Source organism: Curtobacterium sp. VKM Ac-2861, assembly GCF_013204965.1.
In the GTDB taxonomy this organism is placed as follows: Bacteria; Actinomycetota; Actinomycetes; order Actinomycetales; family Microbacteriaceae; genus Curtobacterium.
This window is the reverse complement of record NZ_JABMLA010000003.1, coordinates 26895-51910: the sequence shown is the minus strand read 5'-3', so window position 1 is coordinate 51910 and position 25016 is coordinate 26895. Positions and strand designations below refer to the sequence as shown.

The 25016-nt window shown below is 71.4% G+C and carries 24 protein-coding genes and 1 tRNA gene; 6 read left to right on the top strand and 19 right to left on the bottom strand.

What is annotated here, in order from left to right; genetic code table 11:
- Window positions 1-41: 41 nt before the first annotated feature.
- The 8 genes from HQQ88_RS08195 to HQQ88_RS08160 form a co-directional block, all read right to left on the bottom strand.
- On the bottom strand, window positions 42-1499 hold the full coding sequence (locus HQQ88_RS08195) for a terminase large subunit (protein ID WP_173169162.1): 1458 nt from the start codon (window positions 1497-1499) through the stop codon (window positions 42-44).
- On the bottom strand, window positions 1496-1828 hold the full coding sequence (locus HQQ88_RS08190; protein ID WP_173169161.1) for a hypothetical protein: 333 nt from the start codon (window positions 1826-1828) through the stop codon (window positions 1496-1498). Before HQQ88_RS08190 ends, HQQ88_RS08195 begins: the two co-directional genes overlap by 4 nt.
- Before the next feature lie 210 nt (window positions 1829-2038).
- Entirely contained in the window at window positions 2039-2296 is a 258-nt protein-coding gene (locus tag HQQ88_RS08185; RefSeq protein WP_367916997.1) for an HNH endonuclease, read from the bottom strand.
- On the bottom strand, window positions 2289-2495 hold the full coding sequence (locus HQQ88_RS08180; protein ID WP_173169159.1) for a DNA-binding protein: 207 nt from the start codon (window positions 2493-2495) through the stop codon (window positions 2289-2291). Before HQQ88_RS08180 ends, HQQ88_RS08185 begins: the two co-directional genes overlap by 8 nt.
- Entirely contained in the window at window positions 2492-2713 is a 222-nt protein-coding gene (locus HQQ88_RS08175) for a hypothetical protein (protein WP_173169158.1), read from the bottom strand. The genes HQQ88_RS08180 and HQQ88_RS08175 overlap by 4 nt, the downstream gene beginning before the upstream one ends.
- Entirely contained in the window at window positions 2710-3117 is a 408-nt protein-coding gene (locus HQQ88_RS08170) for a hypothetical protein (RefSeq protein WP_173169157.1), read from the bottom strand. Before HQQ88_RS08170 ends, HQQ88_RS08175 begins: the two co-directional genes overlap by 4 nt.
- A gap of 88 nt (window positions 3118-3205) precedes the next feature.
- A complete protein-coding gene (locus tag HQQ88_RS08165) occupies window positions 3206-3976 on the bottom strand; it encodes a hypothetical protein (protein ID WP_173169156.1) in 771 nt (256 codons plus the stop codon).
- Window positions 3973-4194, bottom strand: a complete 222-nt coding sequence (locus HQQ88_RS08160) for a hypothetical protein (RefSeq protein WP_173169155.1) — start codon at window positions 4192-4194, stop codon at window positions 3973-3975. Before HQQ88_RS08160 ends, HQQ88_RS08165 begins: the two co-directional genes overlap by 4 nt.
- A gap of 24 nt (window positions 4195-4218) precedes the next feature.
- Here HQQ88_RS08160 and HQQ88_RS08155 point away from each other — a divergent pair, with 24 nt between their 5' ends.
- The gene (locus HQQ88_RS08155; protein ID WP_216834415.1) at window positions 4219-4602 is read left to right on the top strand and encodes a helix-turn-helix transcriptional regulator; all 384 of its coding nucleotides are present in this window, start codon (window positions 4219-4221) and stop codon (window positions 4600-4602) included.
- Here HQQ88_RS08155 and HQQ88_RS08150 read toward each other — a convergent pair.
- The 3 genes from HQQ88_RS08150 to HQQ88_RS08140 all read right to left on the bottom strand — a co-directional run bounded on the left by HQQ88_RS08150 (window position 4568) and on the right by HQQ88_RS08140 (window position 6986).
- A tRNA-Arg gene (locus tag HQQ88_RS08150) sits at window positions 4568-4640 on the bottom strand. The genes HQQ88_RS08155 and HQQ88_RS08150 overlap by 35 nt on opposite strands.
- Before the next feature lie 110 nt (window positions 4641-4750).
- Window positions 4751-5536 carry a dienelactone hydrolase family protein gene (locus tag HQQ88_RS08145; RefSeq protein WP_173169154.1) on the bottom strand — a complete coding sequence of 262 codons (786 nt, stop codon included), beginning with the start codon at window positions 5534-5536 and terminating at the stop codon, window positions 4751-4753.
- A 28-nt stretch (window positions 5537-5564) separates the two neighbouring features.
- Window positions 5565-6986 carry a glucose-6-phosphate dehydrogenase gene (locus tag HQQ88_RS08140; protein WP_173169153.1) on the bottom strand — a complete coding sequence of 474 codons (1422 nt, stop codon included), beginning with the start codon at window positions 6984-6986 and terminating at the stop codon, window positions 5565-5567.
- A 76-nt stretch (window positions 6987-7062) separates the two neighbouring features.
- Between HQQ88_RS08140 and HQQ88_RS08135 the strand changes: the two genes are divergently transcribed.
- From HQQ88_RS08135 to HQQ88_RS08125, 3 genes are all read left to right on the top strand, one after another.
- Entirely contained in the window at window positions 7063-8220 is a 1158-nt protein-coding gene (locus HQQ88_RS08135; protein ID WP_173169152.1) for a Gfo/Idh/MocA family protein, read from the top strand.
- Window positions 8217-9152, top strand: a complete 936-nt coding sequence (locus HQQ88_RS08130) for a sugar phosphate isomerase/epimerase (RefSeq protein ID WP_173169151.1) — start codon at window positions 8217-8219, stop codon at window positions 9150-9152. The genes HQQ88_RS08135 and HQQ88_RS08130 overlap by 4 nt, the downstream gene beginning before the upstream one ends.
- 66 nt (window positions 9153-9218) lie before the next feature.
- Window positions 9219-11603 (top strand): bifunctional UDP-sugar hydrolase/5'-nucleotidase, encoded by a 2385-nt coding sequence (locus HQQ88_RS08125; RefSeq protein ID WP_173169150.1) that lies wholly within the window; start codon window positions 9219-9221, stop codon window positions 11601-11603.
- Window positions 11604-11930: 327 nt separating this feature from the next.
- Here HQQ88_RS08125 and efeB read toward each other — a convergent pair whose 3' ends face one another.
- Genes efeB through efeU form a run of 3 tightly spaced genes read right to left on the bottom strand, consistent with a single transcriptional unit; the run spans window position 11931 to window position 16031 of the window.
- Window positions 11931-13232 (bottom strand): iron uptake transporter deferrochelatase/peroxidase subunit, encoded by a 1302-nt coding sequence (efeB, locus tag HQQ88_RS08120; RefSeq protein WP_173169149.1) that lies wholly within the window; start codon window positions 13230-13232, stop codon window positions 11931-11933.
- Entirely contained in the window at window positions 13229-14449 is a 1221-nt protein-coding gene (gene efeO / locus HQQ88_RS08115) for an iron uptake system protein EfeO (protein WP_173169148.1), read from the bottom strand. Before efeO ends, efeB begins: the two co-directional genes overlap by 4 nt.
- Window positions 14436-16031: an iron uptake transporter permease EfeU gene (gene efeU, locus HQQ88_RS08110; RefSeq protein ID WP_173169147.1), complete on the bottom strand. Its 1596-nt coding sequence runs from the start codon at window positions 16029-16031 to the stop codon at window positions 14436-14438. Before efeU ends, efeO begins: the two co-directional genes overlap by 14 nt.
- 69 nt (window positions 16032-16100) lie before the next feature.
- Here efeU and HQQ88_RS08105 point away from each other — a divergent pair, with 69 nt between their 5' ends.
- Window positions 16101-16886 carry a trimeric intracellular cation channel family protein gene (locus HQQ88_RS08105; RefSeq protein WP_173169146.1) on the top strand — a complete coding sequence of 262 codons (786 nt, stop codon included), beginning with the start codon at window positions 16101-16103 and terminating at the stop codon, window positions 16884-16886.
- 258 nt (window positions 16887-17144) lie between these two features.
- Window positions 17145-17753, top strand: a complete 609-nt coding sequence (locus HQQ88_RS08100; protein WP_159573171.1) for a TetR/AcrR family transcriptional regulator — start codon at window positions 17145-17147, stop codon at window positions 17751-17753.
- A 141-nt stretch (window positions 17754-17894) separates the two neighbouring features.
- On the opposite strand, the gene HQQ88_RS08095 is transcribed toward HQQ88_RS08100, so the two are convergent.
- The 5 genes from HQQ88_RS08095 to HQQ88_RS08075 form a co-directional block, all read right to left on the bottom strand.
- The gene (locus HQQ88_RS08095; RefSeq protein WP_173169145.1) at window positions 17895-20240 is read right to left on the bottom strand and encodes a DUF3488 and transglutaminase-like domain-containing protein; all 2346 of its coding nucleotides are present in this window, start codon (window positions 20238-20240) and stop codon (window positions 17895-17897) included.
- Complete coding sequence (locus tag HQQ88_RS08090) at window positions 20237-21568, bottom strand: DUF58 domain-containing protein (protein ID WP_123673877.1); 1332 nt, start codon at window positions 21566-21568, stop codon at window positions 20237-20239. The genes HQQ88_RS08095 and HQQ88_RS08090 overlap by 4 nt, the downstream gene beginning before the upstream one ends.
- On the bottom strand, window positions 21568-22560 hold the full coding sequence (locus HQQ88_RS08085) for a MoxR family ATPase (protein ID WP_235035938.1): 993 nt from the start codon (window positions 22558-22560) through the stop codon (window positions 21568-21570). Before HQQ88_RS08085 ends, HQQ88_RS08090 begins: the two co-directional genes overlap by 1 nt.
- A gap of 172 nt (window positions 22561-22732) precedes the next feature.
- On the bottom strand, window positions 22733-23737 hold the full coding sequence (locus HQQ88_RS08080) for a sugar phosphate isomerase/epimerase (protein ID WP_173169144.1): 1005 nt from the start codon (window positions 23735-23737) through the stop codon (window positions 22733-22735).
- Entirely contained in the window at window positions 23734-24954 is a 1221-nt protein-coding gene (locus HQQ88_RS08075) for a Gfo/Idh/MocA family protein (protein ID WP_123673881.1), read from the bottom strand. Before HQQ88_RS08075 ends, HQQ88_RS08080 begins: the two co-directional genes overlap by 4 nt.
- Window positions 24955-25016 lie beyond the last annotated feature (62 nt).

Below are 25016 nucleotides of genomic sequence, written 5' to 3'. Positions count from 1 at the left end.
ACCCGTCCGATGGCTACGTTTCGGTACGGGCCCGGTGGGGCCTAGAACAGCTGAATGCCGGCCTCCTCGGAGACCTCCGCAACGTAGATCCCGCGGACGGTGGCGAGCACGGCGTCGATGCCGCCCGCGCCGGCGCGAGCGAGCTTGTACTGGTCGCCGTGGGCCTTGCGGATCACGTTGGGGAGCTGGCGGGTCAGGAGCTCGTCGCCGGCGTGCCGGACCCGTCCGCCGGCCACCTTCGCGTAGGCCATGCTCGCCGCGCTCACTTCGTCGCCGAGTGTCATGTAGCGCACGGGGAGCCCGTTGCGCTTCAACTGGTCGCCGAGCGCTCGGAGGCTGTAGCCGTCCACGACGTAGGTCGCCGGCGAGTGCTTGTAGAGCCGCTGGCACGCCTCCGCCAGCTTCTCGACGGTCGGATGCGGCATGCTCTCGATGACCTCGGTCTCGATCACCCCGTCAGCGGCTTTCGAGCTCGCGACGATCGACGCGTAGCTCCAATCCGGCGTCCGGTCGATCGTGATGACGGGCCGGCTGATGTGGACCGCGCCGGCACACGAGCTCCAGAGCGTCGGGGTCATGTAGCCGTTGTCGGAGCCGCTGACGAACCGGTTGAGGCGGTAGCGCACGGCCTCGCCGGGCGGCATGCCGCGGACGGCCGAGACCGCGATGGACACCTTGCGCCGACCGGACGCGATGCCGGGGTTTGCCATCGCGAGCCACCGCGCGAGCACGGCGTCGTCGTCGGGCACGCGCGGCTCGGGGGCCTCCCAGATGAATCGGCCGAACCCGGTGCCGGGGGCGTCGTCGCGGTCGTAGAGGCGGAGCAGGAGCGCGCTGTCGTCGTCGCCGGCGGTGGTGATGCCGGCGACCATGCAGTTCTCGCGGTCGCCGGTGCCGTTCACCAGGTCGGTCCAGAGCTCGGGCTTCAACAGGTGTACTTCGTCGATCGCTCCGAGGTCGATCGGGAGGCCCTGGAGCGCGGCGGACTTGCTCGCTTTGAGCTCCCACGAGCCGCCGGTCGCGGTGGACAGGCCGCGGGTGTCGGTGAGGCGCGCGAACCGACGGGTGAGCGGGCCGTAGCGGGCCACCACGTCGTAGGCACGCTTGTAGACGAGTCGCGCCTGCTCGGCGCTGGAGGCGATGCCGATGACTTGCGGCGCGCGCTTGGCGACCATGAACAGCAGGCCGAGCGCGGCGGCAATCTCGGTCTTGCCGTTCTGCCGGCCGAGCGAAATCAGGACCTCGCGGTAGCGGAGGTTGCCGAACGCGTCGAGCTCGGTGATGGCGTGCAGTAGCCGCTCCTGCCACTCCTCCAGGCAGTAGGCGTTGCTCACCCACCACGCGCGTTGCAGAGTCTCGCGGTAGCGCTCCCAGAGCGACGGGTGACGCTCGGTGAGCGGGGCGGTGTAGCGCGTCGGGGGCCACGGGGCCACGTCCGACACGTCGAACGCCGGCCCCGCGTCGGGGGCCGGCGTCGGCGTCGGTGCGGTGAGAGTCACCAGTCGATCCCGCCCATTGGCGGCGGCATGCTCGGGTCGCCGGCGTCGTCGCCGGCGGGCTTCTGGCCGAGCTTCGCGAGGTCCCGGTAGGTGAGCCCGAACTGTGACACGAGCGCGGCCTGCGGAGCCTTCCCGCGGGTGAGCTCGTCGTCCAGGACCCGCGCGAGCGAGCGGAGGACCTTCATGGCCGGCCGGTGCTCCTCGCCGAGCCATGTCGCCGACTTGATGAACCGCTTGACGCTCTCCAGGTAGGTCTCGTCATCGTCGTCGTCGGGCTCGGCGGCGTTCGCGAGCTCGTCGGCGTCGATCGCGGCGGTCTGGTCGGTCATGGCTGGGGACTCCCGAATATTTGGGCTGATCTGGGAAAAAGACAGAAGGGGGCGGGGCTGGCCGGGGGTCGCTCAGAAGAAACGGCCGGCCTCGCCGGGCGGGTTAGGCGGGCGGGCCGGCTGGTCTGCGGCTGAGGTCGGCGGACAGGCGGGCGAGCTGGAGGCGGGACGATCGGGTGGTGACGGGGCGAGCTCTTGGGGGCAAGCGGTTCAGCTCCAGCGAGGGTTGCGGTAGTGAAGGCGGGCGTCGGGGCGGTCGCCCTTGCTGCTGTTGCACGGGCGGCAGAGGGTGGTGAGCATGTGGTCGGGGTACTGGTCGCCGGGGATGCCGGTGACCGAGGGCGGGCTGATGTGGTCCACGGTCAGGTCCTCGGGGTTGCCGCACGACGTGCAGGCCCCGTCCCTGGCCTTGATCCGGACGCACTGTGCGCGCCAGCGCCGGCTCTCCAGGTCGGGCCGGCTACCCACCGATGAGCTCGCGCCGGCGGTGCGCGTAGGCGTACACGTCGGCCCACGCGTACCGGATCGCCTTGGCAGTGAGCGCGATGTGGCGGGGACCCTGGCCGGCCCGGCGGAGGTCGGCGAGCTGGCGGGGCGTCAGGGCCATCCAGTCGGCGACTTCCCGCTCGGTGGCGAGGCGCTGCTGGGGCTGCTGCTGGCCGCTCACCAGCCGAACGCCTCGCGGACGGCGAGCAGGTGGGCGGTGCGGTTGAACGCGCGGCGGTAGGGCGCTGGCAGGCGCTCCTCGGCGGTGAGGAGCCGGCCGCGCATGCCGAACATGCCGTGCAGGTGACGGGCGTTGAGGATGCCGGCGCGGAGCTCCCGGGCGGCTCGGGTGCTGATCGGTCGGCGGGGGCGGTCGTGGGCGGTGCGGGGCCAGGTCATCGGATCGTGCTTCCTTGCTGGGCGTGGATGAGGGCGAGGCGGAGGGCTGCGGTCTGGCGGGCGTCGAGGTCAATGGACTGGTCTCCTACGTCGAGTCGGATGGTGGGGCCGGATGCGTGGGCGAACTCGCCTGATCGGACGGCGATGCCGAGTGCTCGGAGAGTGCCACCGATTCCGAGACCGGCCGTGCTCGTCACTCCCCCTGCCTGGCCGCGGAGCGGCCCTCCTGCCGAGCTCTCGGTGGCGCGAGCCGCACGAGCGAGGCGAGACATGTGCCAGGCCAACGCGTCAGAGGCGCTGCGGAGCAGGCCACTCAGGTTCTGCTCTCCGACCTGCCGGCGGCTCTCCGCCGTCCTGCGGAGCTCTCCGATGAGCTCCTTGCCAGCGGCCTCGTGATCGGTCATCGCTTCACCCATGTCTGTACGGCGAGGACGGCGAACGCGACGACGGCGAGAGCTGCGATGACGAGCGGGTCGTTGTGCATGTCCGGGGTCATGCGCTAGCCCCGATCGGGCCAGAGGTGATCCGCTGCCCGCAGTGCGCGCAGTACCCGCTCACGCTGTCGATCCAGTGCGCTCCACGCGGGGACTGCATGCAGAGCCCCGCTTCAACCTGGGAACTCGCCGAACGTGCCTCGTAACTCATCTTGGACACAGTACCAGGATTGTGGGTTGAGTCTTCTACTTGATCTTCTGATGAGTGCTCTTCTGTAGTCGTGCGATTCTCCGTGGACGGGGTTTCCGTGACACGGGATTCCGTTGCACGGGATTCCGTCGTACGGGATTCCGTGTCACGGAAATCGCACGACGGAGCTGATCGGGGCTTTCCGTCGTCATCCGTAGCGTCCGGTGCCACCGGGGGCACGAGCGCCATCGGCCGGCGCGGGGACTTATCCACAGGTTTCGCGCCGTCCTCGAATGGGTCAGAGAGGGTCCAGACGTTGCCGCCGAACTTCTGCCCGCCCCGTCCGCCGGTCTGCTCACGGGACACGTACCCGTAGGCCTCCAGCTCGTGCAGGGCGGTCCGGACGCCGGCCATACCCTCGCGGGCGTTCTCGTCCTTGTCCCGGACGTTCGCGGCGAGCTCGCGGATGGTTTGCGACCAGCCCTCCGCGTGGCTCATGAGGTGCACGAGGATGCCGAGCGCTCGGTAGCTGAGGCGGCGGTCGCGGAGCCAGTCGTTGGGGATGCGGGTGAACCCGCGCTGCTCGAACGAGAGGCCGTTACGGACGATCCTGCCGGCCGTGTGGGGCACGCCGGTCATCGGGTGAGCTCCGGGGCGAGGCAGAACACGTCCGGGGCGGAGAACAGGTAGCCGCCGGTGCGCGCCGGCGACTTGTAGATCGGGCGGAGCGTGCCGGCGTTGACGCGCTGGAGGACGGCCTGCCGGGTGATGCCGAGCGCTGCGGCGACCTCGCTGGTCGTGACGAGCTCGTTGGTGTAGGTGTGCAGGCCGAGTTCCTGCGTTGCTGAGTTGGACATATGTCCACCTTGTCAGATGGACATATGCACAAGCAACTCGTGTCGCTGCAAGTTTTTCGCGCAATGCGTGCTAGCGACCGCTATGCTCCAGACATGAGCATGGACGTATCCCCGCAGTGGGGCATCCCAGAGTGGACAGTCAGCGACAGACTGCGCAAAGCACGCGAGTTCGCGGGCATTGACCAATTCGAGCTCGCGCGGAGAGCGGGCCTCGGGCGCAACACGATCAGCAACTACGAGCGCGGTGCAGTGACGCCTCGACGCGCGAACATGCTGGCGTGGGCGATGGCTACCGGCGTCCCGATCGCATGGCTGGAGAAAGGCGAAACGCCCCAGTCAGGCGGAGGGCCTGACGGGGGCGTTTCTGGTGATGTGCGCTCGAAGGGACTCGAACCCCCAACCTTCTGATCCGTAGTCAGATGCTCTATCCATTGAGCTACGAGCGCGTGGCCTTGCGGCCGTGGAAGACTCTACAACAGCTCCGGCCCGGGCGCCAATCGAGGCCGCCCGACCGCTCCACCCGGCGTGTCGCGAGGCGACAGCCGAGCCCCCGACGTCACAGCGCCGCGGCCTCCTCGTCGAAGACCTCGGCCAGGAACACCCGCAGCGCCTGCCACGATCGGCGATCGGCGCGCTCCTGGTACTGGGCGCCGTGGTCGGGCGCGTCGGTCCCGGGCACGGCGAACGCGTGCATGGCCCCGGCGTAGGTGACGACCTGCCAGTCGACGCCGGGCTCGGTGCGCATCTCGTCCTGCCAGGCGTGCACGGCGTCGTCGGGCACGACCGGGTCCGCTCCCCCGGTCAGCACGAGCAGCTTCGCCCGGATCGCCGAGGCGTCGGCGGGGTCGTGCGTGATGAGGCCGCCGTGGAACGACACCGCTCCGACCAGGTCCGCGCCGGTGCGTGCGAGCTCGATCGCGGTGGAGCCGCCGAAGCAGTAGCCGATGACGACGATGCGGGCGGGGTCGACGTCGGGGTCCTGTCGCAGCCGCTCGAGTCCGGCGGTGGCACGTGCCCGGAGCAGCGGCAGGTCCTGGTAGTACGACCCGGCGACCTGGCCGGCGGTGTCGTCTCCGGGCCGCACGCCGGCACCGTAGATGTCCGCGCCGAACGCCACGTAGCCGAGGCGGGCGAGCATCGTCACGCGCGCTTCGACGTGCTCGTTCACGCCGTGCCAGTCGTGCACGACCAGGACGGCAGGGCGGGGACCGGTGACGGCCGAGTCCTTGGCGAGCACGCCGAGCAGGTCGGTGCCGTCGTGGTCGTAGTGGACGGGCTCGACACGGATGTCGGCGCCGGCGGGTTCGGGAACGGTCTGCAGGACGTCGTCGATGGTGGTCACGTCGTCCGACGCTACGCCGCCGTCCGGCTCAGGCGTCGATGTTGTCCCAGTCCTCAGGACCGCTCGACCCGGCCGGGTACTCGTCGAGCGGCGTCGTGCCGGCCTTCCACGCCTCGAGGAACGGTCCGACGACCTTCCAACCCTGCACGGCGCTGTCACCGCGGACCGACAGCGTCGCATCGCCCTCGAGCACGCCGGCCAGGACCTCGCCGTAGGCGCTGAGCCGTCCGGGGTTGAACGTCGTCTCGAGGCTGGTGCGGTCGATCGTGTACGGGTCGCCGGGACCGTTGACGTTCAGCTCGAGCTGCATCTCGTCCGGGGCGATCCAGATCCGGAGCCGGTCCGGCTGCGCGGCGCCGGACAGACCGACGGGCACCTGCGGGGAGTCCTTGAACGTGATGACGATCTCGCGGCGCTGCTTCGCGAGCGCCTTGCCGGACCGCAACGTGAAGGGGACTCCGGCCCATCGCCAGTTCGCGATCTCCAGGGTCAGCTGGGCGAGGGTCTCGGTGCCGAGCGAGGGGTCGACGCCGTCCTCGTCGGCGTACGACGGCAGCTTGCGGTCGCCGACCGTGCCCGCGGTGTAGCGGGCGCGCCTGCCGGCGGCGACCACGTCCCCGCCCCACGGCCGCACGGCGCGCAGCACGAGTTCCTTCTGGGTCCGCAGGTCGTCGGCGTCGATCGACGCCGGTGCCTCCATCGCCACGACCGCCATGACCTGGAGCAGGTGGCTCTGGATCATGTCGGTGAGGGCGCCGGCCTTGTCGTAGTAGCGGGCGCGTCCCTCGAGCCCGAGGGTCTCGTCGTACACGATGTCGACCCGTTCGACGTGCTGCGAGGACAGCAGGGGCTCGATGATGCGGTTCGCGAAGCGCAGTCCGATCAGGTTGAGCACCGTCGAACGGCCGAGGAAGTGGTCGACCCGGTGGATGCGCTCCTCGGGGATGAACGAGTGCAGCAGGTCGTTCAGGTGCTCGGCGCTGGCCGCGTCGGTGCCGAACGGCTTCTCGAGCGCGAGGCGGGTGCGCTTCGGCAGGTCGAGGTGGGCGAGCTGTTCGCAGCTCTTCTCGGTCACGGCCGGGGGCAGCGCGAAGTAGATCGCGGGGTCGTGGTCGCAGGCTCCGAGCAGCGCGCGCAGGTCGTCGGCGCTCGTGACGTCGGCCTTGCGGTACGAGGACGCGTCGATCACGGCCTGCAGCCGCTCCGACAGCGACGACTCGCCCTCCGCGCCTTCGTCGCCCTCGTTCTTCGACGCCTGCGCGTTCTCGAAGGACTCGCGCACCTGCGCCTTCCAGTCAGCGTCGGAGAGGTCCTCGACACCCGCCCCGATGAGCTGGACGTCCCAGTCGTCCTTGACCTCGAGCAGGGTCGCGAGACCCGGCAGGAGCAGGCGCTTGGACAGGTCGCCGCTGGCTCCGAGGATGAGCAGGCTGGTCTGGAGGCTCGACATGCCTCCGACCGTACTCATCGGCCCCGGTGGACGGCCGGGCCGCTACGGTGGTGACAGTTCGGCGCGAGGGAGCACCATGAGCAGTGGGTACGAAGGACGACGCCTCCGCGTCGTCGTGATCGGCACCGGCATGATCGCGGGGGTCCACGCCCGCGCGGCCCGGGCCGCTGGTGCCGAGGTGCTCGGGGTGCTCGGCCGGAACGCATCGCGCTCCGAGCAGGTCGCGGCGCAACTCGACCTGCCTCGTGGGTACGCCTCGCTCGACGACGTCATCGCGGACGCCCCCGACGTCGTGCACATCTGCACGCCGAACGACCAGCACCACCCGCAGGCGATGGCGGTCATCGCCGCGGGCATCCACGTGGTGTGCGAGAAGCCCCTCGCGATCGACCCGGCGCAGGCCGCCGAGCTCGTCGCCGCGGCGGCGGACGCCGGTGTCGTCGCCACGGTGCCGTTCGTGTACCGGTACCACCCGATGATCCGCGAGATCCGCGCGCGCATCGCCGACGGCGACCTCGGTCGACTGCTCGCCGTGCACGGCCACTACCTGCAGGACTGGATGCTCGACGAGGACGCCTCGAGCTGGCGGGTCGACCCGACCTCGAGCGGGTTGTCCCGCGCGTTCGCCGACATCGGCTCGCACTGGTGCGACCTGGTCGAGTTCGTCACCGGTGAGCGCTTCGCCTCGGTGTCCGCGGCGACCGACATCGTCTACCCGACCCGCCCCGCGGCCTCGGGGCCGTCGTTCTCCGGCTCGCCGGACCCCGACCCGGTCGCCGACGCCGCGGAACGGGCCGAGGTCACCACCGAGGACACCGCGGTCGCGACGTTCCGCACCGGCACCGGCCGCATCGGCAACGTGGTGATCTCGCAGGTGGCGTCCGGTCGGAAGAACCGCCTGTGGTTCGAGGTCGACGGCACCCGGGGCAGCGCCGCCTTCGACCAGGAACAGCCCGAGTCCGCGTGGTTCGGCAACGAGCGTGGTGCGCAGATCGTCGTGCGCGACCCGTCGCAGGGGTACCCGGACCAGCGGCGTCTGGCGATCGTGCCGTCCGGGCACCCGCAGGGCTACCTCGATGCCTTCGCCGCGTTCGTCGCCGACACCTACACCGCGGTCCGCACCGGTGTGGCCCCCGACGGCCTGCCGACCTTCGCGGACGGCGCACGTTCCGCCGACATCATCGACGCCGTGATCACCAGCGCGGCCGAGACCACGTGGCGGGAGATCCGGTGAAGCTCGGCATGCTGACGGCCTGCCTGCCCGGGTGGACCCTCGACCGCATCGCGGACTTCGCCGCCGAGCAGGGGTACGAGCGGCTCGAGGTCGGCGTGTGGCCCGGCACCGGTGGCCGCGACTTCGAGGCGGCGCACCTGCCGGTGGCGACGTTCACCGACGCGGACGCCGCTGCGACCCGTGACCTGCTCGACCGCACCGGCCTCGAGATCTCGGCGCTCGCGTACTACGAGAACAACCTGCACCAGGACCTCGCCCGGCGCGAGGAGGTCCGCACCCACCTCAAGCACGCGATCGATGCCGCACAGGTGCTCGGCGTGCCGTACGTCGGCACGTTCATCGGCCGCGACATGAGCCGCAGCGTCGTCGACAACATGCGGATCGGCGACCGGGTCCTCCCCGAGCTCGTCGACTACGCCGGCGAGCGCGGCGTGCGGTTGATCATCGAGAACTGCGTGATGGAGGGCTGGCACCCGGACGGCTACCCCGGCAACCTGGCGTACTCCCCCGAGCTCTGGGGCTGGGTCACCGGCCTCGGCTTCGGTCTGAACTGGGACCCGTCGCACCTGACCTGGATCGGCATCGACCCGGTCGAGACGATCCTGCCGTTCGCCGAGCACATCGTGCACGCGCAGGCGAAGGACCTCGAGCTGTTCCCCCGGAAGCGCGACGCGTACGGGTTCTTCGGCAAGGTCGACAAGGGTGACGACCCGTGGGACATGGGCTGGTGGCGCTTCCGGGTGCCGGGCCGTGGCGTCGTGGACTGGCCGCACGTCGTCGACCGCCTGTACGAAGCGGGGTTCGACGGCACCCTGTCGGTCGAGCACGAGGACCCGCTCTGGGGCGGCACGGACGAGAAGGTCCTCGAAGGGCTGCGCATCGCCCACCGCACGCTCCGACCCCTCATCGCACAGGACCCCCAGCCCATGTGAACGTCGTGTGACGACTTCGACCCGACACTGGCGGGTCGGCTGTGCGTCCTCATAGGTTCTCCGACGATGAACCTCCACTCCTCTCCGCGCCGCCGACGGCGCATCACCAGCGGCGCGGCCTTCGCCACCGCGGGTGTGCTCGTCGCACTGTCCGTCCCCTCCACCGCCGTCGCCGCCGAGGGCGACACGACGATCGACATCATCGACGTCAACGACTTCCACGGCCGCATCGAGTCCGAGGGCACCGCCGTCGACAAGGCAGCCGGTGCCGCCGAGCTCGCCGGTGTCGTGCAGTCGTACCGCGAGGCCAACCCGAACACGATCTTCGCCAGTGTCGGCGACAACGTCGGTGCCTCGACGTTCACCTCGCTGATCCAGCAGGACGCCCCGACGATCGATGCGCTCAACGCCATGGACCTCGACGTCAGCGCGATCGGCAACCACGAGCTCGACAAGGGCCAGGACGACCTGACCGGGCGCATCGAGGACCGGGCCGACTGGCCCTACGTCTCGGCGAACATCGTCAAGCAGGGCACGACCGAACCCGCGTTCGAGCCGTACTCCATCGTGGAGAAGGGCGGCGTGAAGGTCGGCTTCATCGGCGCGACCACCGAGGACCTCATCCCGGGGCTCGTCAGCCCCGGCGGTGTCGAGGGCCTCGCGATGGCCCCGATCGTCAGCCAGGTCAACAAGTACGCCGACCAGCTCACCGACGGTGTCGACAGCAACGGCGAGGCCGACGTGCTCGTCCTGCTGGTGCACGAGGGTGCTCCCACGAACGCTCTCGCCGACGCGACCGGGTCCGGCGTGTTCGGCACGATCACCTCGGGCGTCTCGTCGAAGGTGTCCGCGATCGTCTCCGCACACACCCACGCGACCTACAACCACCAGATCGCGGGTCCCGACGGCACGACCCGCCCGGTGATCCAGACCGGTTCCTACGGCGTGAACTTCGGACACCTGCAGCTCACCGTCGACGCCGACAAGCAGCTCACCGGCATCACGTCCGAGGTCAAGTCGGTCAACGGTGAGACCCGTGTGCCGGCCGACTCCACCTCGGTGGACGCGGTGGCCGACATCGTGACGGCTGCGAAGGCCGTCGCCGACGTCGAGGGCAGCAAGAAGCTCGGCGAGGTCACCGGCGACCTGCGTCGTGCGGTGCAGTCGGACCGCACGACCGAGAACCGCGGCGGCGAGTCCGTCCTGGGCAACTACATCGCCGAAGTGCAGCGCTCCGCGACCGAGCGCAACGGCTCGCAGATCGCCTTCATGAACCCCGGCGGGCTGCGCACGGACATGGTCTACGCGTCGAGCGGCGCCGGCGACCCGGACGGCACGGTGACCTACAAGGAGGCCGCGCTCGTCCAGCCGTTCGCGAACACCCTCGTCACCGAGGACATGACCGGCCAGCAGATCAAGGACGCCCTCGAGCAGCAGTGGCAGCCGGACGGCCTGCCGCGTCCGTTCCTCAAGCTCGGCGTCTCGGACGGCTTCGCGTACACCTACGACCCCGCGAAGGGCCGTGGCGAGCGCATCACCGGCATGACCTTGAACGGCGAGTCGATCGCCCTCGACGACACCCTCAAGGTGACGGTCAACTCGTTCCTGTCGACCGGTGGCGACAACTTCGCCGCCTTCGCGACCGGCGCGAACATCGCCGACTCGGGCCAGGTCGACCTGCAGGCGCAGGTGGACTACTTCCTGGACAACCCGACGGTCACCCCGCCGTCCGACCAGCGTGCCGTCGGCACCACGGTCACGCCGACCCCCGAGGGCGGGTTCCAGCCCGGCGACGAGATCACGATCGACCTGTCGTCGCTCGTGTTCAGCAGCGACGACCCCGCTGCAGCCGGCACCGTGTCGGTCAGCGCCGGTGACGTCGAGCTCGCCACCGCCGAGATCGACCCGACGATCGTCGACACGAACGACGAGCAGGGTCGTGCGACGCTGACCTTCGCCGTGCCGACCGTCGAGTCGTCGGCCGACGCAGCGACGGTCCGGACGGCTGCCCGTGCCGCCGCGACGACGGACGAGCCGCTCGTCGTCACCCTGCCGGGCGGCCAGACGATCACGCTCGCCGTGACCATCCCGCTCGCCGCGGCCGTCGACCCGACGGACCCGACCGAGCCCACGGACCCGACCGAGCCCACGGACCCGACCGACCCCACGGACCCGGCTGACCCGGGCGCGGGCAACGGGGACGCCCCGGGTGCCGGCAACGGCAACGGCAACGGCAACGGCAACGCTCCGGGAACGGACACGGGCACCGGCACGGACCTGGCGGGCGACCCGTCCGACTCGACGAACGCCGGCGGTGACCTCGCCTACACGGGCGCGGACCTGACGGCGCCGGGGATCGCAGCGGGCCTGCTCCTGCTGGCGGGCATCACCGCACTCGTCGCCGTGCGCCGGAAGCGCGCACGGACCGACGCGAGCGTCCAGACCGACTGACACCGGGCCTCCCGTCCGACACGAACGGGCCGTCTCACCACCGTGAGACGGCCCGTTCCGTCGCGCCGGGAGGCACGGATCGCGTCCGGCGCGCACCGCGCGCCGATCCGCTGCCGCGCTCCCTGTCCCATAGCAGCGCTCGCACTGCGGATCCGGGGATCGGCGGGGTACTCTCGGGGCTGTCGCATCGCGACGCGTCGCGCCGGGTCGCCTCTCAGGTCGGCGGTGGTTCCGTTCGACGAGACCCCGCGGCGCGGGTGCCCTCCGCCTCCAGGGAAACGGCGGAGGGCGCCCTCTCCCCAGCGGCGTCAGCGGCTCCCGACACCGTCAGCGGAACAGCTGCTCGCCGATGTACGACCCCTTGCGCGGTGCCGGCGGGATCGCGAACACCGCGGACCCGATGTGCGAGACGTACTCGTTCAACCGGTCCGAGGCGCCGAGCTTCCGCTGCAGCCGGGTGAAGTGCTCCGGGTCGTTCATGTACGCCAGGAACAGCAGCCCGGCGTCGAGCTGGCCGTACTCGTTGAGGCCGTCGGTGTAGTTGTACGGACGCCGCAGGATCTTCACGCCGCCGTTCGCCTCGTGGGCGGCCAGGGCGATGTGGGACGTCGCGTCGATCTTCGTGGCACCGTCCTTCCCGGTCGCCGCGAAGTCCGGTGTCGTGTGCTCGGTCCCGCCGGACAACGGTGCGCCCTCGATCTTGGTCCGACCGAAGACGCGCTGCTGGTCGCTGACGACGTCGGCGTCCCAGATCTCGATGTTCATCCGGATCTTCCGTACCACCTGGTAGGTGCCGCCGGTCATCCACTCCGCGCCGTCGCCCGGGTCGTCGACCCACACGAAGCGGTCGTGGTCCTCGTCCGTCGTGATGTTCCTGGTGCCGTCCTTGAAGCCCATCAGGTTGCGCGGCGTCGTCTGGTGCGGGCCAGCCGACGCACGACCGAAGCCGAGCACGGTCCACCGCACGGTCGCCGTCCCCCGCGCCATCCGGGCCAGGTCGCGGACCGCGTGGTACGCCACCTGCGGGTCGTCGGCGCAGGCCTGCAACGACAGGTCGCCGCCGGTCAGTCCGGCCTGCAGGTTGTCGCTCGGCAGCCGAGGCACGTCGGCGAGGTCCGCCGGGCGCTTGTCGGCCAGACCGAAGCGCTCGTCGAACACGCCGGGGCCGAACCCCACCGTGACCGTCAGGGACGCCGGACCGAGGTCGAGCGCCTCACCGGTGTCCGCGCCGACGCCGTCACCGTGCGCGGGCTCGACGCTGCCGACGGTCTTCCCCGCCTGCAGCTGCGCGATCGCCGCGGACCAGCGGGCGAGGAGCACCTGCAGCTCGGTCGCGACGCTGGTGGACAGGTCGAAGGTCATGAACACGCAGTACCGCTGGGGGGCGGTCTGCACCCCGCCCTGCGGCTGCCGTGCGGCGGTCGCGTAGAACGGGTGGCTCTGGGACAGGTCGATGGACTCGTCACCGTTGGCGGCCGCCGTGAACGGGTTGACCCCCGTCGCGGCCGTCGCGCCGCCGATGCCGACCGCGGCGCCCGCCCCGGCTCCGGCCGCGGCGAGTCCCGCGCCGAACAGCCCGCGCCGGGAGACCCCGGTGCGGGCTGCGCGGTCGTCGTCGGGCTGCGTCACGCGGTGGCGACCTTCTCGGCGAGGCGGGACAGCGGGTCCTGCAGGGCCTGGATCTGCTGCGAGATGCGGTTCGCGTCGGACTTCTTGGTCGCCGCGTCCCACGTGTCGAAGCCGCCGAGGTCGTCGGCGTTGCGGTAGCCGTCCATCATCGTGTTCGTCGCGTCGAACTGCTTCGCGATCTGCTTCGTCAGGGTCGGGTCGAGCTTCGTCAGGCCCGGCTTGAGGTACGCGAAGGCCTGACGGGCGCCCTCGACGTTGGCGGCGAGGTCGACGAGGTCGATGTGGCTGTACGCCTCTTCCTCACCGGTGACCTTGTTCGACTGGACCTCTTCGAGCAGGCCAGCGGCACCGTTCGCCAGGTCCTCGGGCTTGTAGTCGAGCGTCGGGACGAGCTTCGCGAGCAGCTGCACGTTCTCGGTCAGGTCGGCCGCGGTCTTCTTGGTCGACGCGGTGATCTCCCCCGCCTGGAACAGGTCCTTCTCGACGGCGTGGAACCCGCTCCAGCCGACGGCCGGGTCGAGGTTCGAGGCGCGCATGTCGATCAGGTAGTCGAGGTTGCCGGCGTTGTCGGTCGCCTTGTGGCCCTTCTTGACGAAGCCGTCGACGTCGCTCTCGACGTGCTCGTAGAACGGGCGGGCGTTCGCGTAGTCGGTCTTCGCGGCGTCGAGGTCGCCGGCGTCGATGTCCTTCTGCAGGAGTTCGACCGCGGTGACCATGTCGGTGACCTGGCCGTCGACGTAGTCGGCGTAGCCCTTCGTGCCCTCGTCGAGGAGGGTGGCGGCGCTGCTGTTCGCGGTCGAGGTGACCTTGCCCGTGACCGTGAAGTCGGTGAGCTCGGTGTCGGCTCCGGGGCAGTACACCTGGTACTTCCCGCCGCTCAGGGTCGCGGTGAACTGCACGGCGTCGAGGCCGGGAGCGAGGTTCTCCTTCTCGCCCAGGATCCGCTGGTCCTGCAGCAGTTCGACCTCGGTGATGGCCGTCGAGGACTCGTTCTTCACCGAGAACGTGACCGGCCCGGCGGGGACCTTCGTCTCGGAGACCTTGCACTGGTCCGAGCCGTCGTTCGTCAGGGTGATGGTGACGCGCGAGACCTTCGCGGCGTCGGTGGAGCTGTCGGAGGCACCGTCGGAGCTCGCGCAGCCGGTCAGTGCGAGGGCGGTGACGACGCCGAGGGCGCCGAGGGTGATCAGGGGTCGAACGGGCTTACCGAACGGCATAGTCGTTGCTCCTTGCAGGGTCCCCGGCGGGTGGGCCGCGTGTCGGGACGGTTTCGGGGGTGGGATTCACGGGTGCCGTCCGACGACGGCGGTCACGGAGCGCGAGCAGCGCCTGGGCGGCCGCTGCGACGCCGAGGGCGATCGGCAACCAGGCCTTCCAGAGCAGCAGCTCGGCAGCCCGCGTGTCCGCGGCCGCCACCGCAGTGGCGGACCGCTCGACGCGGGAGTCGGGGACGGACCACACGGAGCGGTCCAGGGTCGTGGTGCGGGCGGACGGGAGGCCCCCACCGCTCAGCGTCAGCACGGTGCGTTCGTCGCGGGTGGCGTCCAGGACCCCACCACGGACCGTCCACAGGGTCACGGTGTCGCGCACCGCCCAGCGGGCGGTGAACGGGCCGGGGTTCGTCGACGGCGAGACGCCGACCGGGATCCGGCCGAACAGGTCGACGAGGTCGACGAGCGTCAGCGTCGCCGGGCGGTCCGCGGCGGTGGCCGACGTGCGGATCCGCCACCGGTCGGCGGCCACGCCCGCGCGGGTCACGCGGCGGTGGGCCGACGTCGGCAACGTGAGCCGTGCCTCCTGGCCGGTGGTGGTGCCGGCGACGCGGAGGACGCCGGACGCACCGTGGATGTCCGCCGAGACGGACGTGGCGTCGCCGCGGACGGTGGCGGAGCCGGGCAGGTCGACGCCGCCCATCGGGACGGCGATCGCCAGCGCGGCTGCGGCCACCGCGAGGGCTCCGGCGACGGTGGCGCGGACCATCGGGACGCGTGCCGACGACGGACGCCAGGCGCGGGGCCAGAGCGTCAGGGCGAGGACCGGCACCACGTAGAGGACCCAGCCGAGCACCTCGATGACGCGGGGGTCCGGCGGGATGCCGAGCACGCCCGTGACGAGCGCACCCTGCACCGACCCGTTCGGGGCGAGCCAGGACAGGTCGACGGTCCGCTGCTGCCCGATGACGATCCACCCGGCCTCGTGCGCGCGCCGGAGCACCGTCAGCACGAGCCCGCCGGCGACGAACACCAGGAAGACGCCGGTGCCGGTGAAGAACTTCGACAGGTTCAGCCGGACGCCGCCGGTGTAGATGCCGTAGCCGATGACGACGGCGCCCGCGATGCCGATGACCGCGCCGAGGGCGGCGAGACCGGTGTCCGACGACGCCTGGAAGGTCGCGAGGAGGAAGACCGCGGTCTCGAAGCCCTCCTTGAGCACGGCGAGGAAGGCCATGCCGGCCAGTGCCCACGCGGTGCCGCGGCCGAGCGCCTCGGTCGCGCTCGCCTCGAGTTCCTTGGTCAGGGTGCGCGCGTGGGTGCGCATCCAGACGATCATGCCGGTGACGAAGACCACGGCGACGATGCCGATGATCGCCTCCATGCCCTCCTGCTGCGCCTGCGGCAAGGCCTGCTCGACGACCTGCAGGCCGAACCCGACGCCGATGCTGAGCACGACGGCGACCCCGACGCCGAACCACATGGGGGCGAGGGGGACACGGTTGCGACGCAGGAACGCGGCGATGATGCCGACGATGAGCGTCGCTTCGAGGCCTTCACGGAGGCCGATGACGAGAGTGGCGAGCATGACGTAGGTGAGGCTAACCTAACCGTCGTTCGGCCCGCCAGTCGTCCAGCGTGGGGTTTGATGGTTCTCATGAACCTGCTGTCCGTCGATGGCCTGGCGTCGGTCACGAACCTGCTCGACCTCGCCGGGGTGTTCGCGTCCGCCCTGCTCGGTGGATCGATCGCCCGCGCGATGGACTTCGACCTGTTCGGGTTCCTGGTCGTCGGCTTCGTCTCGGGGCTCGGCGGCGGCATGCTGCGCGACACCCTGCTGCAGAACGGCCCCCCGGTCGCACTCGTCGACCCGCTCTACGTGCCGGTCGCCCTGGCCGGGGCACTCATCGCCTTCTTCGTGTCGTTCTCCGAGATCACCTGGGACCGGTTGTTCACCGTGCTCGACGCCGCGGTGATCGGGTTCTGGGCGGTGGTCGGGGTGCAGCGCACCTACGACGCCGGCCTGGAGTGGCCAGCCGCGATCATCATGGGGACGATCACCGCGGTGGGCGGCGGCGCGATGCGGGACCTGCTGCTCCGCCGGGTGCCCGCGGTGTTCGGTGGGAACGCGCTGTACGCCACCGTGGCCGTCGCGGCGTCGGTGGTGATGGTCGTCGCGTCCGCCCTCGGGTCGCCGTCGATCGGGATCGTGGCCGCGATCGCGCTGTCGCTCGGTCTGCGCTGGGGTGCGGTCCGCCGCGGCTGGGGACTGCCCAACGGTCGTGACTGGCAGCCGAAGTCGACGCTCGGCTCGCTGCTGCGGCGCGGGCGGAGCCTGCGACCCGACGCACTCCGGCTGCTCCGACGCCCCGGACGGCGCACGGGAGCGGGCAGTGTGCGCGAAAAACACGACACGGCAACGGATTCCTCGTTCGACGACTGAGGGGTGTCATCTGTCAGTGCTCCGGCGTAGCATCCCTACCGTCGGGTATGGACCCGGCTCATGTCGTCCGCACCGAACCGACGCGACCCGAACGCGGCGGTTCCGCGCAGACGTGGTGATGGGGGCTTCGCTGATGCCGCGCGTGATCAGACGCGCGGCGCGGCAGGTCTCCCACCCCAAACTCGCCCGCCCCAAGCTCGCCCGCCCCCAGCTCGCCCGCCCGGGTTTCAGCCCCGGTGCCCCGCCCCGGCAGGAACGATGAACGACGACGTCTCCGACTCCCCCACGCCGCGGACACCACGGGCCGAGGTCCGAGAACGTCTCCTCATCGCCGGCGCTGCCGTCTTCGCCGAACAGGGCGTGCACGGCGCGCGTCTCGACGAGGTCGCCGCCCGTGCCGGGTTCAGCAAGGGCGCGGTCTACTCGAACTTCTCGTCGAAGGAGGACCTCCTCGCGCAGGTCATGCAGCGCGGGACGAACCTGGTGCTCGGGTCGCTGCAGGAGCTCATCCGCGCCGACATCGCCGCGGCGGACATCGCGGACGTCGTGCGGGCAGCCTTCGGACGGCACGACCAGCGCGCGCAGTTCGCCCTGCTGTCGGAGTTCCGCGCCTACGCGATCCGACACACCGATCTGCTGCCCGAGTTCGTGCGGCAGCGACGGGTGCTGCAGGACGGCGTGCACGAGCTGGTGCGACTGTGGTTCGGGGCGCACCCGGAGGTCGACGCCGGCATGCCGCTCGACGCCTTCGCCACGGCGCTCGTCGCCGCCAACGTCGGGGTCGTGTTCGACGGGCCCGCGCTGCCGGGGGTCGACCCCGGCGAGGTCATCGCCGCCCTGGTCGAGGCGGTCGTCCGCCGCCGCTGACCGGGCGGCGGCATGGTGCTGCGGCGTGGCGCTCTGGCGTGGTGCTGCGGCGTAGTGCGGCGTTGACCACTCGGTGCGAGCTTGTTGCGCCGCACCGAGTGGCCAACCTCGCACCAGCCGAGACTCCGGGGTCAGGCGGGGTCAGGCAGGGCGACGGGAGCGCCGACGGCCCTCGTGCGACCACGCGGACGACGGCAGCAGGCTCGGCGGCAGCAGGCGCGACCGCAGCACCCGTCCACCGGAGACCGAGGCGTCGAGCGCCTCCCGCGCCTGCTGCACGTGCTGCACGAGCGCCTCGCCGTCGACCGCTGCGACCCCGCCGGCCGCGAACCGTTCACGGTCGACGGCGTCGACCACGGCGTCGAGGTGCGGGAGCGCTGATGCCGGCAGCACCGGGCGGAGTCGCCCGAGGACGGCTCGGGCAGTCCGGGCCGCAGCCCCTGCGTCACCGGGGGGTGCCAGCCCCGGGGCGTAGCCGTGGTCGGCGACGTCGTCGAGGGCCTCACGCCAGGCGTTCACCGCCGGCGAGCGACCAGCGGCGACGGCGGACAACCGCGACCGCCGTCGGAGTGCTCGGACGAGTCCGGGGGCGATGAGCAACGCGAGGACGAGTGCCGCGCCGAACAGCAGGCCGGCCGGACCGCTGCCACCCGAGGCACCGGCCGCACCGGGCTGCGCCGACGCCGAGGGGGTCGGCGTCGCCGAGGACTCGGCGGGGGCGGACTGCTCGGGCGCGGGCAGCGGGGACTCGGGCGTCGCCGCGGTCGGGGTCTCCGTGGGTTCGGTCGAGGGCTGCGCTGCCGCGTCGGAGTCCGGCGTCGGCTCGAACGCGACCCAGCCGGCCCCCTTGATGTACAGCTCGGGCCAGGAGTGCAGCTGCCGGTTCGACACCGCGTACTCACCTCCGGGCTGCGCTGCCCCGGCCCGATACCCCACCGCGATCCGGGACGGGATGCCGAGCGTCCGGGCCATCACGGCCATCGCCGACGAGAAGTGCACGCAGTAGCCCTCGCGCACCTGCAGGAAGGTCGAGACGACGTCCATGCTGTCGCCGTCGTAGCCCTGCTCGACGGGGGCCGTCTCGGAGTAGGTGAACAGGTCGCTGCGGAACCACTGCTCGAGGGCGCGGGCCTGGGCGTAGTCGTCGGACGCGGCCCCGGCCACCCGCTCCGCGGTCGACGTGATGTTCGCGGGCAGGTCCTTCGGCAGCGTCAGGTCGGTCTGCAGCTGGTCGCCGCTCGGCTCCCGGAACCCCCGGCCGTCGGCACGGGACAGGACACCCGAGGCCGCGACGGCGTCGAGGTACGCGTTCGCGAAGGTCGAGGCACCGTAGACCTCGTACGTCGCACCGCGCGGCGTGGCCGGACCGGTCGATCGCACGGTGCTCGAGGACCCCATCCAGCGCCACTGCGACAGGTCGAGGTTGGTGGAACGCGACTCGATCGACACCGCCCCGGACGGCACCGGCAGGTACGTGCTCGACAGCCCGGTGATCCGGACCGTGACGTCGCCGCGGGTCGCCAGGCGGGGGTTCACGCCCTCGGCCCACTGCTGCTGGTCGGCGGTGTCGGCCTCGGCGGCGTTCGTCACCGTCGGCACCCAGTCCCCGGTGCCGAACTCGTCCAGGTCGGCGAGCTTGAGGTACTCGGGCTGGCCGTCGGACGACCGGTAGCGGAGCACCTCGAGTTCGCTCGGCTGCCGCAGGTCGTTGCCGAGCTCGAGCAGGGTGCCGGGTCGCCCGGGTTGGATCGGCGACTGGATGGCCCCGGTGACGCCGGACAGCCAGCTCGCGTTGAGCGGCACGATCGCGGGCAGGCCGATCGCGACGACGAGCCCGATCGCACCGACGACCGCGGCCGGGACCGCTCGCTGCACGGGTCGGACCGACAGCCACAGCAGGGCGAGGAAGGCGACGGCTGTGGTGATCACGAGCGCGGTGCTCGCCGGCTGTCCGGTGATGATCCCCGGGACGATGAGGATGACGAGTGCCGGCGCGGCGGCGAGCGACGGGATCCGGGCGATCGCGGCGAGGAACAACGAGACGCCCGCCACCCAGGCGATCGACACGGTCACGACCAGTCGGATCGCGTCGGTCTGCGGCAACGGCGCGGGGTTCAGGCGGATGGCGGCGAGCGTCTCGCCCAGCGCTCCGTCGGCGTCGAGCCAGCCGAGGGGTTGCACGTCGTTGACCAGGGCGGCGGCGCACGAGCACAGCACGAGGGTGGCGACGAGTGCCACGAACCGGACCCCGGGGGCCCGGCGACGCACCGCGAGCATGACGGCCACGAGCACCGCGACGACCACGACGCCGGACACCCACCAGGCGGTGCCCTGCACGAGCGGGCGGATCGCGAGCGCGGCGATGAGCACGGGCACCGGGGCGAGCGCGACGACCCAGGTGCTCGGGGTGTCACGGGTGTCGTCGTCGCGGTCCAGGACCTCGCGCACGTCGACGGGCCGGCGCGACGACGCAGCGGCGCCGCTCACCGTGCGGCTCCGGACGCGGTCGCCCCGGCGACCGGCACCACGAGGGTGCGCCAACCACCGCGGTCGAGGATCCCGCGGACCACCGGGTCCGGCGGCACGATCGTCGCCATGATCCCGCGGCTCGATCCGCTCGTCGCCGTCACGAGTTCAGCCGCTTGCTCGGCGGTGCAGTTGCCGGTGACCACCGCGGTCATGCCGTGCACGTCCCGCCCACGCACCTCGGGCAGGACCTCGGTGACCGGACGAGCGTCGCTGCGGAGCCGGACGTCCGCGAGTCCGACGAGCACGTCGGTGAGGCCGCCGACGTCGCCGGCGTGCCGGGTGCTGCCGGACGGCCCGTCGCTCACGAGCACGACGCGCGAGGTCCGGGCGGCGAGGGCGCGGGCGACACTGGCGGCGACGACGACGGCGTGTTCGAAGGCCTGGTCACCGCCCAGGTCGGACAGCTCCGCCAGGTCCTCACGCCCGAGGCCCTGGTAGGACTCGCGCCGGACGTCGAGCGCGATGACGGCCTCGGGTGGTTGTGCCTGCGTGGTCTGCCGGACGTGCAGTTCGCCGCGGCGAGCACTCTGCGCCCAATGCACCCGACGGATCGGGTCGCCGGGACGGTACGGCCGGAGTTCGCTGTCGTCGGCGGACCCGCCCTGCCCGACCCGTCCTTCGTCGGCGGAGACGGCCCCGGCGAGGGCGCCGGTGTCGATCGCGGCGAGGGGTGCGCTCGCGGGGACGACGACGACCTCTTCCGCCGGCACCACCGGGCGGTCGATGCGGAGCAGGCCGAAGGGGTCCTCGACCCGGATGGTGACGGGTCCGACGAGCGTGCGGCCGCGGTGCATCGCGAGTGCCTCGACGTCGAGCACCGCTGGCGGCAGGCCCGGGCCGACGAGCGCGTAGGTCTCTGCCTCGGACGCACTGGCGAAGGCGTCCTCGAGCTGTTCGCGGACGAGCAGGGTCGACCGCGGTCCGATCGGCAGACTGGTGCTGCCGAGGGTGATCCGCTCGCGGTACACCTCGCCGACCTGCACGATCGCGCGGGCCGTGCTCCGGCTGCCCCGGAGCGGTGCGGCGACCACGAACGCCATCACGATGCCGAGCACGACGAGCACGAGCAGCAGCAGCCCGGCCGAGACGGCGACGCTGGTGGTGCCCACGAGTCCGCCCCCGATCAGCCCGATGCCGATCGCGATGACGGTCCAGCCGCGCACGGTCGGACGGGGGAACGGCGTGCGCCGGAGCAGGGACAGCCCACGGCGGCCGAAGCGCCCGAGCGTCGAGCGCGCGGCACCGGTGCGCCGCAGCAGCGACGACGGTGCCGATCGGCCGGGCATCAGGAGCGGACGGGGGTCGCCGTGAACGGCACGGCGGTGTCGGAGACGATGCGGACGACGATCTCGCGCACGGTGTCCTCGCCCGTGCCGCCGAGTCCGCGCGCCACCGGCACGAGCCGGTGGGCGAGCACGATCGGTGCCAGGGCGGCGACGTCGTCCGGCGTGACGAACGGCCGGCCGAGCAACGCCGCGTGGGCACGGGCCGCCTGGGCCAGGTGCAGCGTCGCGCGGGGGCTGGCGCCGAGCACCAGGTCGGGGTGGGTGCGGGTGGAGCGGACGATCGCGATGACGTACGCCTCGACGTCGGGGGCGATGTGGACGTTCGCCACGGCCTCGATGATCCCGCGCAGCGTGGTCACGTCGACGATCGGTCGCAGGTGCGAGAGCGGGTCGCCGCCGCCGCGGTTCGCGAGCATCTGCCGTTCGGCGTCGACGCTCGGGTACCCCATCGTGATGCGCGCCATGAAACGGTCACGCTGGGCCTCGGGCAACGGGTAGGTGCCCTCCATGTCGATCGGGTTCTGCGTCGCCACGATCATGAAGGGGCGGTCGAGCAGCCGGGTCACGCCGTCGACCGTGACCTGCGACTCCGCCATCGCCTCGAGCAGGGCGGACTGGGTCTTCGGGCTGGTGCGGTTGATCTCGTCACCGATGACGACGTTCGCGAACACCGGCCCCGGTGAGAACCGGAACGTGCCAGAGGACTGGTCGAAGATGTTCACCCCGGTGACGTCCGACGGCAGCATGTCGGACGTGAACTGGATGCGGTTCACCGAGCCGCCCACCGAGGCGCCGAGTGCCTTCGCCAGGACCGTCTTGCCGACGCCGGGGACGTCCTCGACGAGCAGGTGCCCCTCGGCCAGCATCACGGTGAGGGCGGTGCGGATCGCCTCGGTCTTGCCGTCGATCACCGTCGAGACGGACGCGACGATGGCGTCGCCGACCTCTCGGATGCGCTCGAGGGGGAAGGCGGGGTCGGTCGGCTCCGGCACGCAGGGCTCCTCGTCTCGGGACAGGTGTCGTGCATGCTACATCGGTCCGGTGACAGCGCCCGGTGGGCGTGTCACCGATGCGCACTGGACGGGAGGCCCGTGGAGCGTGCGCCGATCGGCGCACGTCCCACGAGCCTCCCGTCCAGATCACGTGGTGCGTCTCAGACGCGACTCACGCGCGCGTCGTGAGCGCCGTGTCGGCTGCGAGCAGGACCTTCGCGGCGACCGCGACCCCTTCTTCGCGACCGAGCTCGGTGTCCTCGTGCTCGATGTTGACCCACATGTCCGGGTCCACCTCGCGCAGGGCCTCGAGGAACGCCGACCAGTACGCCTCGTCGTGGCCCTTGCCGAGCGCGACGAAGTCCCACGCGGACGGCTTCGGCCACTCGTTCGCCCACTCGTCGCCACCGAGGTTCGTGCGCGGCTCGTCCGGCGACAGCCGACGGAACGAGTTGTCGAGCACGCCGTTGATCGCCGCGTGCGGGTTGATCCGGACGTCCTTCGCAGCGGCGTGGAACACCAGGTCGCCGAGGTCGCGGACGACCGCCACCGGGTCCATCTGCTGCCAGAACAGGTGACTCGCGTCGAGTTCGACGCCGGTGTTCGTCAGGCCACCGCGCTGCACGAGCTCGCGGATCGTCGCCGGGTTGAACACCACGTTCTGCGGGTGCAGCTCGAGCGCCACCTTGACCCCGTGCTCCCGCGCTAGGGCATCGATCTCCTGCCAGAACGGCACGGCGACGCTCCACTGGTACTCGATGACGTCGAGCGCGGCGGAGTTCCAGGCGTTCACGATCCAGTTCGGTCGGGCGCCGCCGGGCTCGCCCGCCGGCAGCCCGGACATCGTGACGACGCGGTCCTGCCCGAGGCGGGCGGCGAGGCGGATGCTGCGCCGGATGTCCTCGGCGTGGGCCTGACCGATCGCTCGGTCCGGGTGCAGTGGGTTGCCGTTGCAGTTCAGGCCGGCGATGGACACCCCGGTGCCCTCGAACTGCGCGAGGAAGGCGTCACGTGCTGCGTCGTCCTCGAGGATCGCGTCGATGTCCGGCACGTGCACCGGCGGCAGGAACCCGCCGGTGTTCAGCTCGATGCCGGTCAGGCCGTTGCCCGCGATGGCCGTCAGGGCCTCGGCGAGCGGCCGGTCGTGGAAGATGGCGTTGTAGAGACCGAGCTTCATGCGTGCGCTCCTTCGGTGGTGCGGACGGACGGCACGTCGAGGGAGGCCCCACCGGCCCCGGCGGACCGTGCCACCGCGTCGAGGATCTCCATGTTGTGCACGCCGTCGTCGAACGTGGCGTTGGCCGGCAGCGGGTCCGCGACGCCGGCGACCTCGTCGAGGAACGCGCGTGCCTGGTACTCGAACATCTGGTTCTGCCCCCAGCCGACACCGGGCGCGTCCATCGCCATGCCGCCGGCGACGTAGGGGTGGTCCGGGCCGAGGACGACCTGGCGGTACCCACCGAGGCGGGAGCCGTCGGACTGCAGCGCGAGGCCGATCTCCGAGGCGCGCTCCTGGTCCCAGCGCGCTGCACCGTTCTCGCAGAAGACCTCGATGACCAGGCCGTTCGGGTGCGCCGTGGCGACCCGGGACACCTCGAGCGAGCCCACCACGGAGCCGTCGCCGAAGCGTGCGTTGAAGGTGGCGTAGTCGTCGTTCTCGACGTCGGCGAACTCACCGGTCAGCGGGACGGCCTGGCCGCGCAGGGCGAACCCGGCGGCGATCGGGCGCTTCGTGATCGCGGTGGTGAACATGCCGCCGTTGACGCTCTGCACCTCGCCGGCCAGGAACTCGGCCACGTACGCCAGGTGCGAGCCGACGTCGGCGAGGGCTCCGGTGCCGGGGGCACCCGCGAAGCGCCACGAGAAGGGCACGTCGGGCGACGAGCCGTAGTCGGTCCAGTAACGGGCGGAGACGTGCAGGACACGGCCGAGCGTGCCGTCCTCGACGAGCTGCTTGATCGCGGCGAGGCCAGGGGCGCGGCGGTAGGTGAAGCCGACGCGGGCGACGAGCCCGCGCTGCGATGCCTCGGTGGCCGCGGTGGCCATCGCCCGTGCGTCCTCGAGCGAGTCCGACAGCGGCTTCTCGCACAGGACGTGCTTGCCGGCGGCCAGCAGCCCCTCGACGATCTCGCGGTGCAGCTTGTTCGCGACGACGACGCTCACGACGTCGATGTCGTCGGCCTCGGCGATGGCTCGCCAGTCCGTGTCGTGGCGGGCGTAGCCGAAGCGCTGCGCAGCCTCGGCCGCCAACGGCTCGTACACGTCGCCGATCGACACGAGCCGCACGGGCGGCAGCGTCGGGGCGAAGAGTGAGGGTGCGTTCCGCCACGCGGCCATGTGGGCCTTGCCCGCCATGCCCGCCCCGATGACGGCGACGCCGATGCTGTCGCTCATGGTTCTCTCCTTCGAGAAGTCCGGTGCCGATTCTGGAACGTTCCAGAACGTGTCGGTAGACT

Excerpts from the sequence above, each read along its gene's own strand:
- HQQ88_RS08165 (WP_173169156.1), bottom strand. The coding sequence starts at position 3,976 with ATGACCGGCGTGCCCCACACGGCCGGCAGGATCGTCCGTAACGGCCTC.
- efeU (WP_173169147.1), bottom strand. The coding sequence starts at position 16,031 with ATGCTCGCCACTCTCGTCATCGGCCTCCGTGAAGGCCTCGAAGCGACG.
- HQQ88_RS08155 (WP_216834415.1), top strand. The coding sequence starts at position 4,219 with ATGCACAAGCAACTCGTGTCGCTGCAAGTTTTTCGCGCAATGCGTGCT.
- HQQ88_RS08140 (WP_173169153.1), bottom strand. The coding sequence starts at position 6,986 with ATGTCGAGCCTCCAGACCAGCCTGCTCATCCTCGGAGCCAGCGGCGAC.
- HQQ88_RS08075 (WP_123673881.1), bottom strand. The coding sequence starts at position 24,954 with ATGAGCGACAGCATCGGCGTCGCCGTCATCGGGGCGGGCATGGCGGGC.
- HQQ88_RS08190 (WP_173169161.1), bottom strand. The coding sequence starts at position 1,828 with ATGACCGACCAGACCGCCGCGATCGACGCCGACGAGCTCGCGAACGCC.
- HQQ88_RS08175 (WP_173169158.1), bottom strand. The coding sequence starts at position 2,713 with ATGACCTGGCCCCGCACCGCCCACGACCGCCCCCGCCGACCGATCAGC.
- efeO (WP_173169148.1), bottom strand. The coding sequence starts at position 14,449 with ATGCCGTTCGGTAAGCCCGTTCGACCCCTGATCACCCTCGGCGCCCTC.
- HQQ88_RS08170 (WP_173169157.1), bottom strand. The coding sequence starts at position 3,117 with ATGACCGATCACGAGGCCGCTGGCAAGGAGCTCATCGGAGAGCTCCGC.
- HQQ88_RS08100 (WP_159573171.1), top strand. The coding sequence starts at position 17,145 with ATGAACGACGACGTCTCCGACTCCCCCACGCCGCGGACACCACGGGCC.
- HQQ88_RS08080 (WP_173169144.1), bottom strand. The coding sequence starts at position 23,737 with ATGAAGCTCGGTCTCTACAACGCCATCTTCCACGACCGGCCGCTCGCC.
- HQQ88_RS08105 (WP_173169146.1), top strand. The coding sequence starts at position 16,101 with ATGAACCTGCTGTCCGTCGATGGCCTGGCGTCGGTCACGAACCTGCTC.
- HQQ88_RS08135 (WP_173169152.1), top strand. The coding sequence starts at position 7,063 with ATGAGCAGTGGGTACGAAGGACGACGCCTCCGCGTCGTCGTGATCGGC.
- HQQ88_RS08090 (WP_123673877.1), bottom strand. The coding sequence starts at position 21,568 with ATGCCCGGCCGATCGGCACCGTCGTCGCTGCTGCGGCGCACCGGTGCC.
- HQQ88_RS08125 (WP_173169150.1), top strand. The coding sequence starts at position 9,219 with ATGAACCTCCACTCCTCTCCGCGCCGCCGACGGCGCATCACCAGCGGC.
- HQQ88_RS08160 (WP_173169155.1), bottom strand. The coding sequence starts at position 4,194 with ATGTCCAACTCAGCAACGCAGGAACTCGGCCTGCACACCTACACCAAC.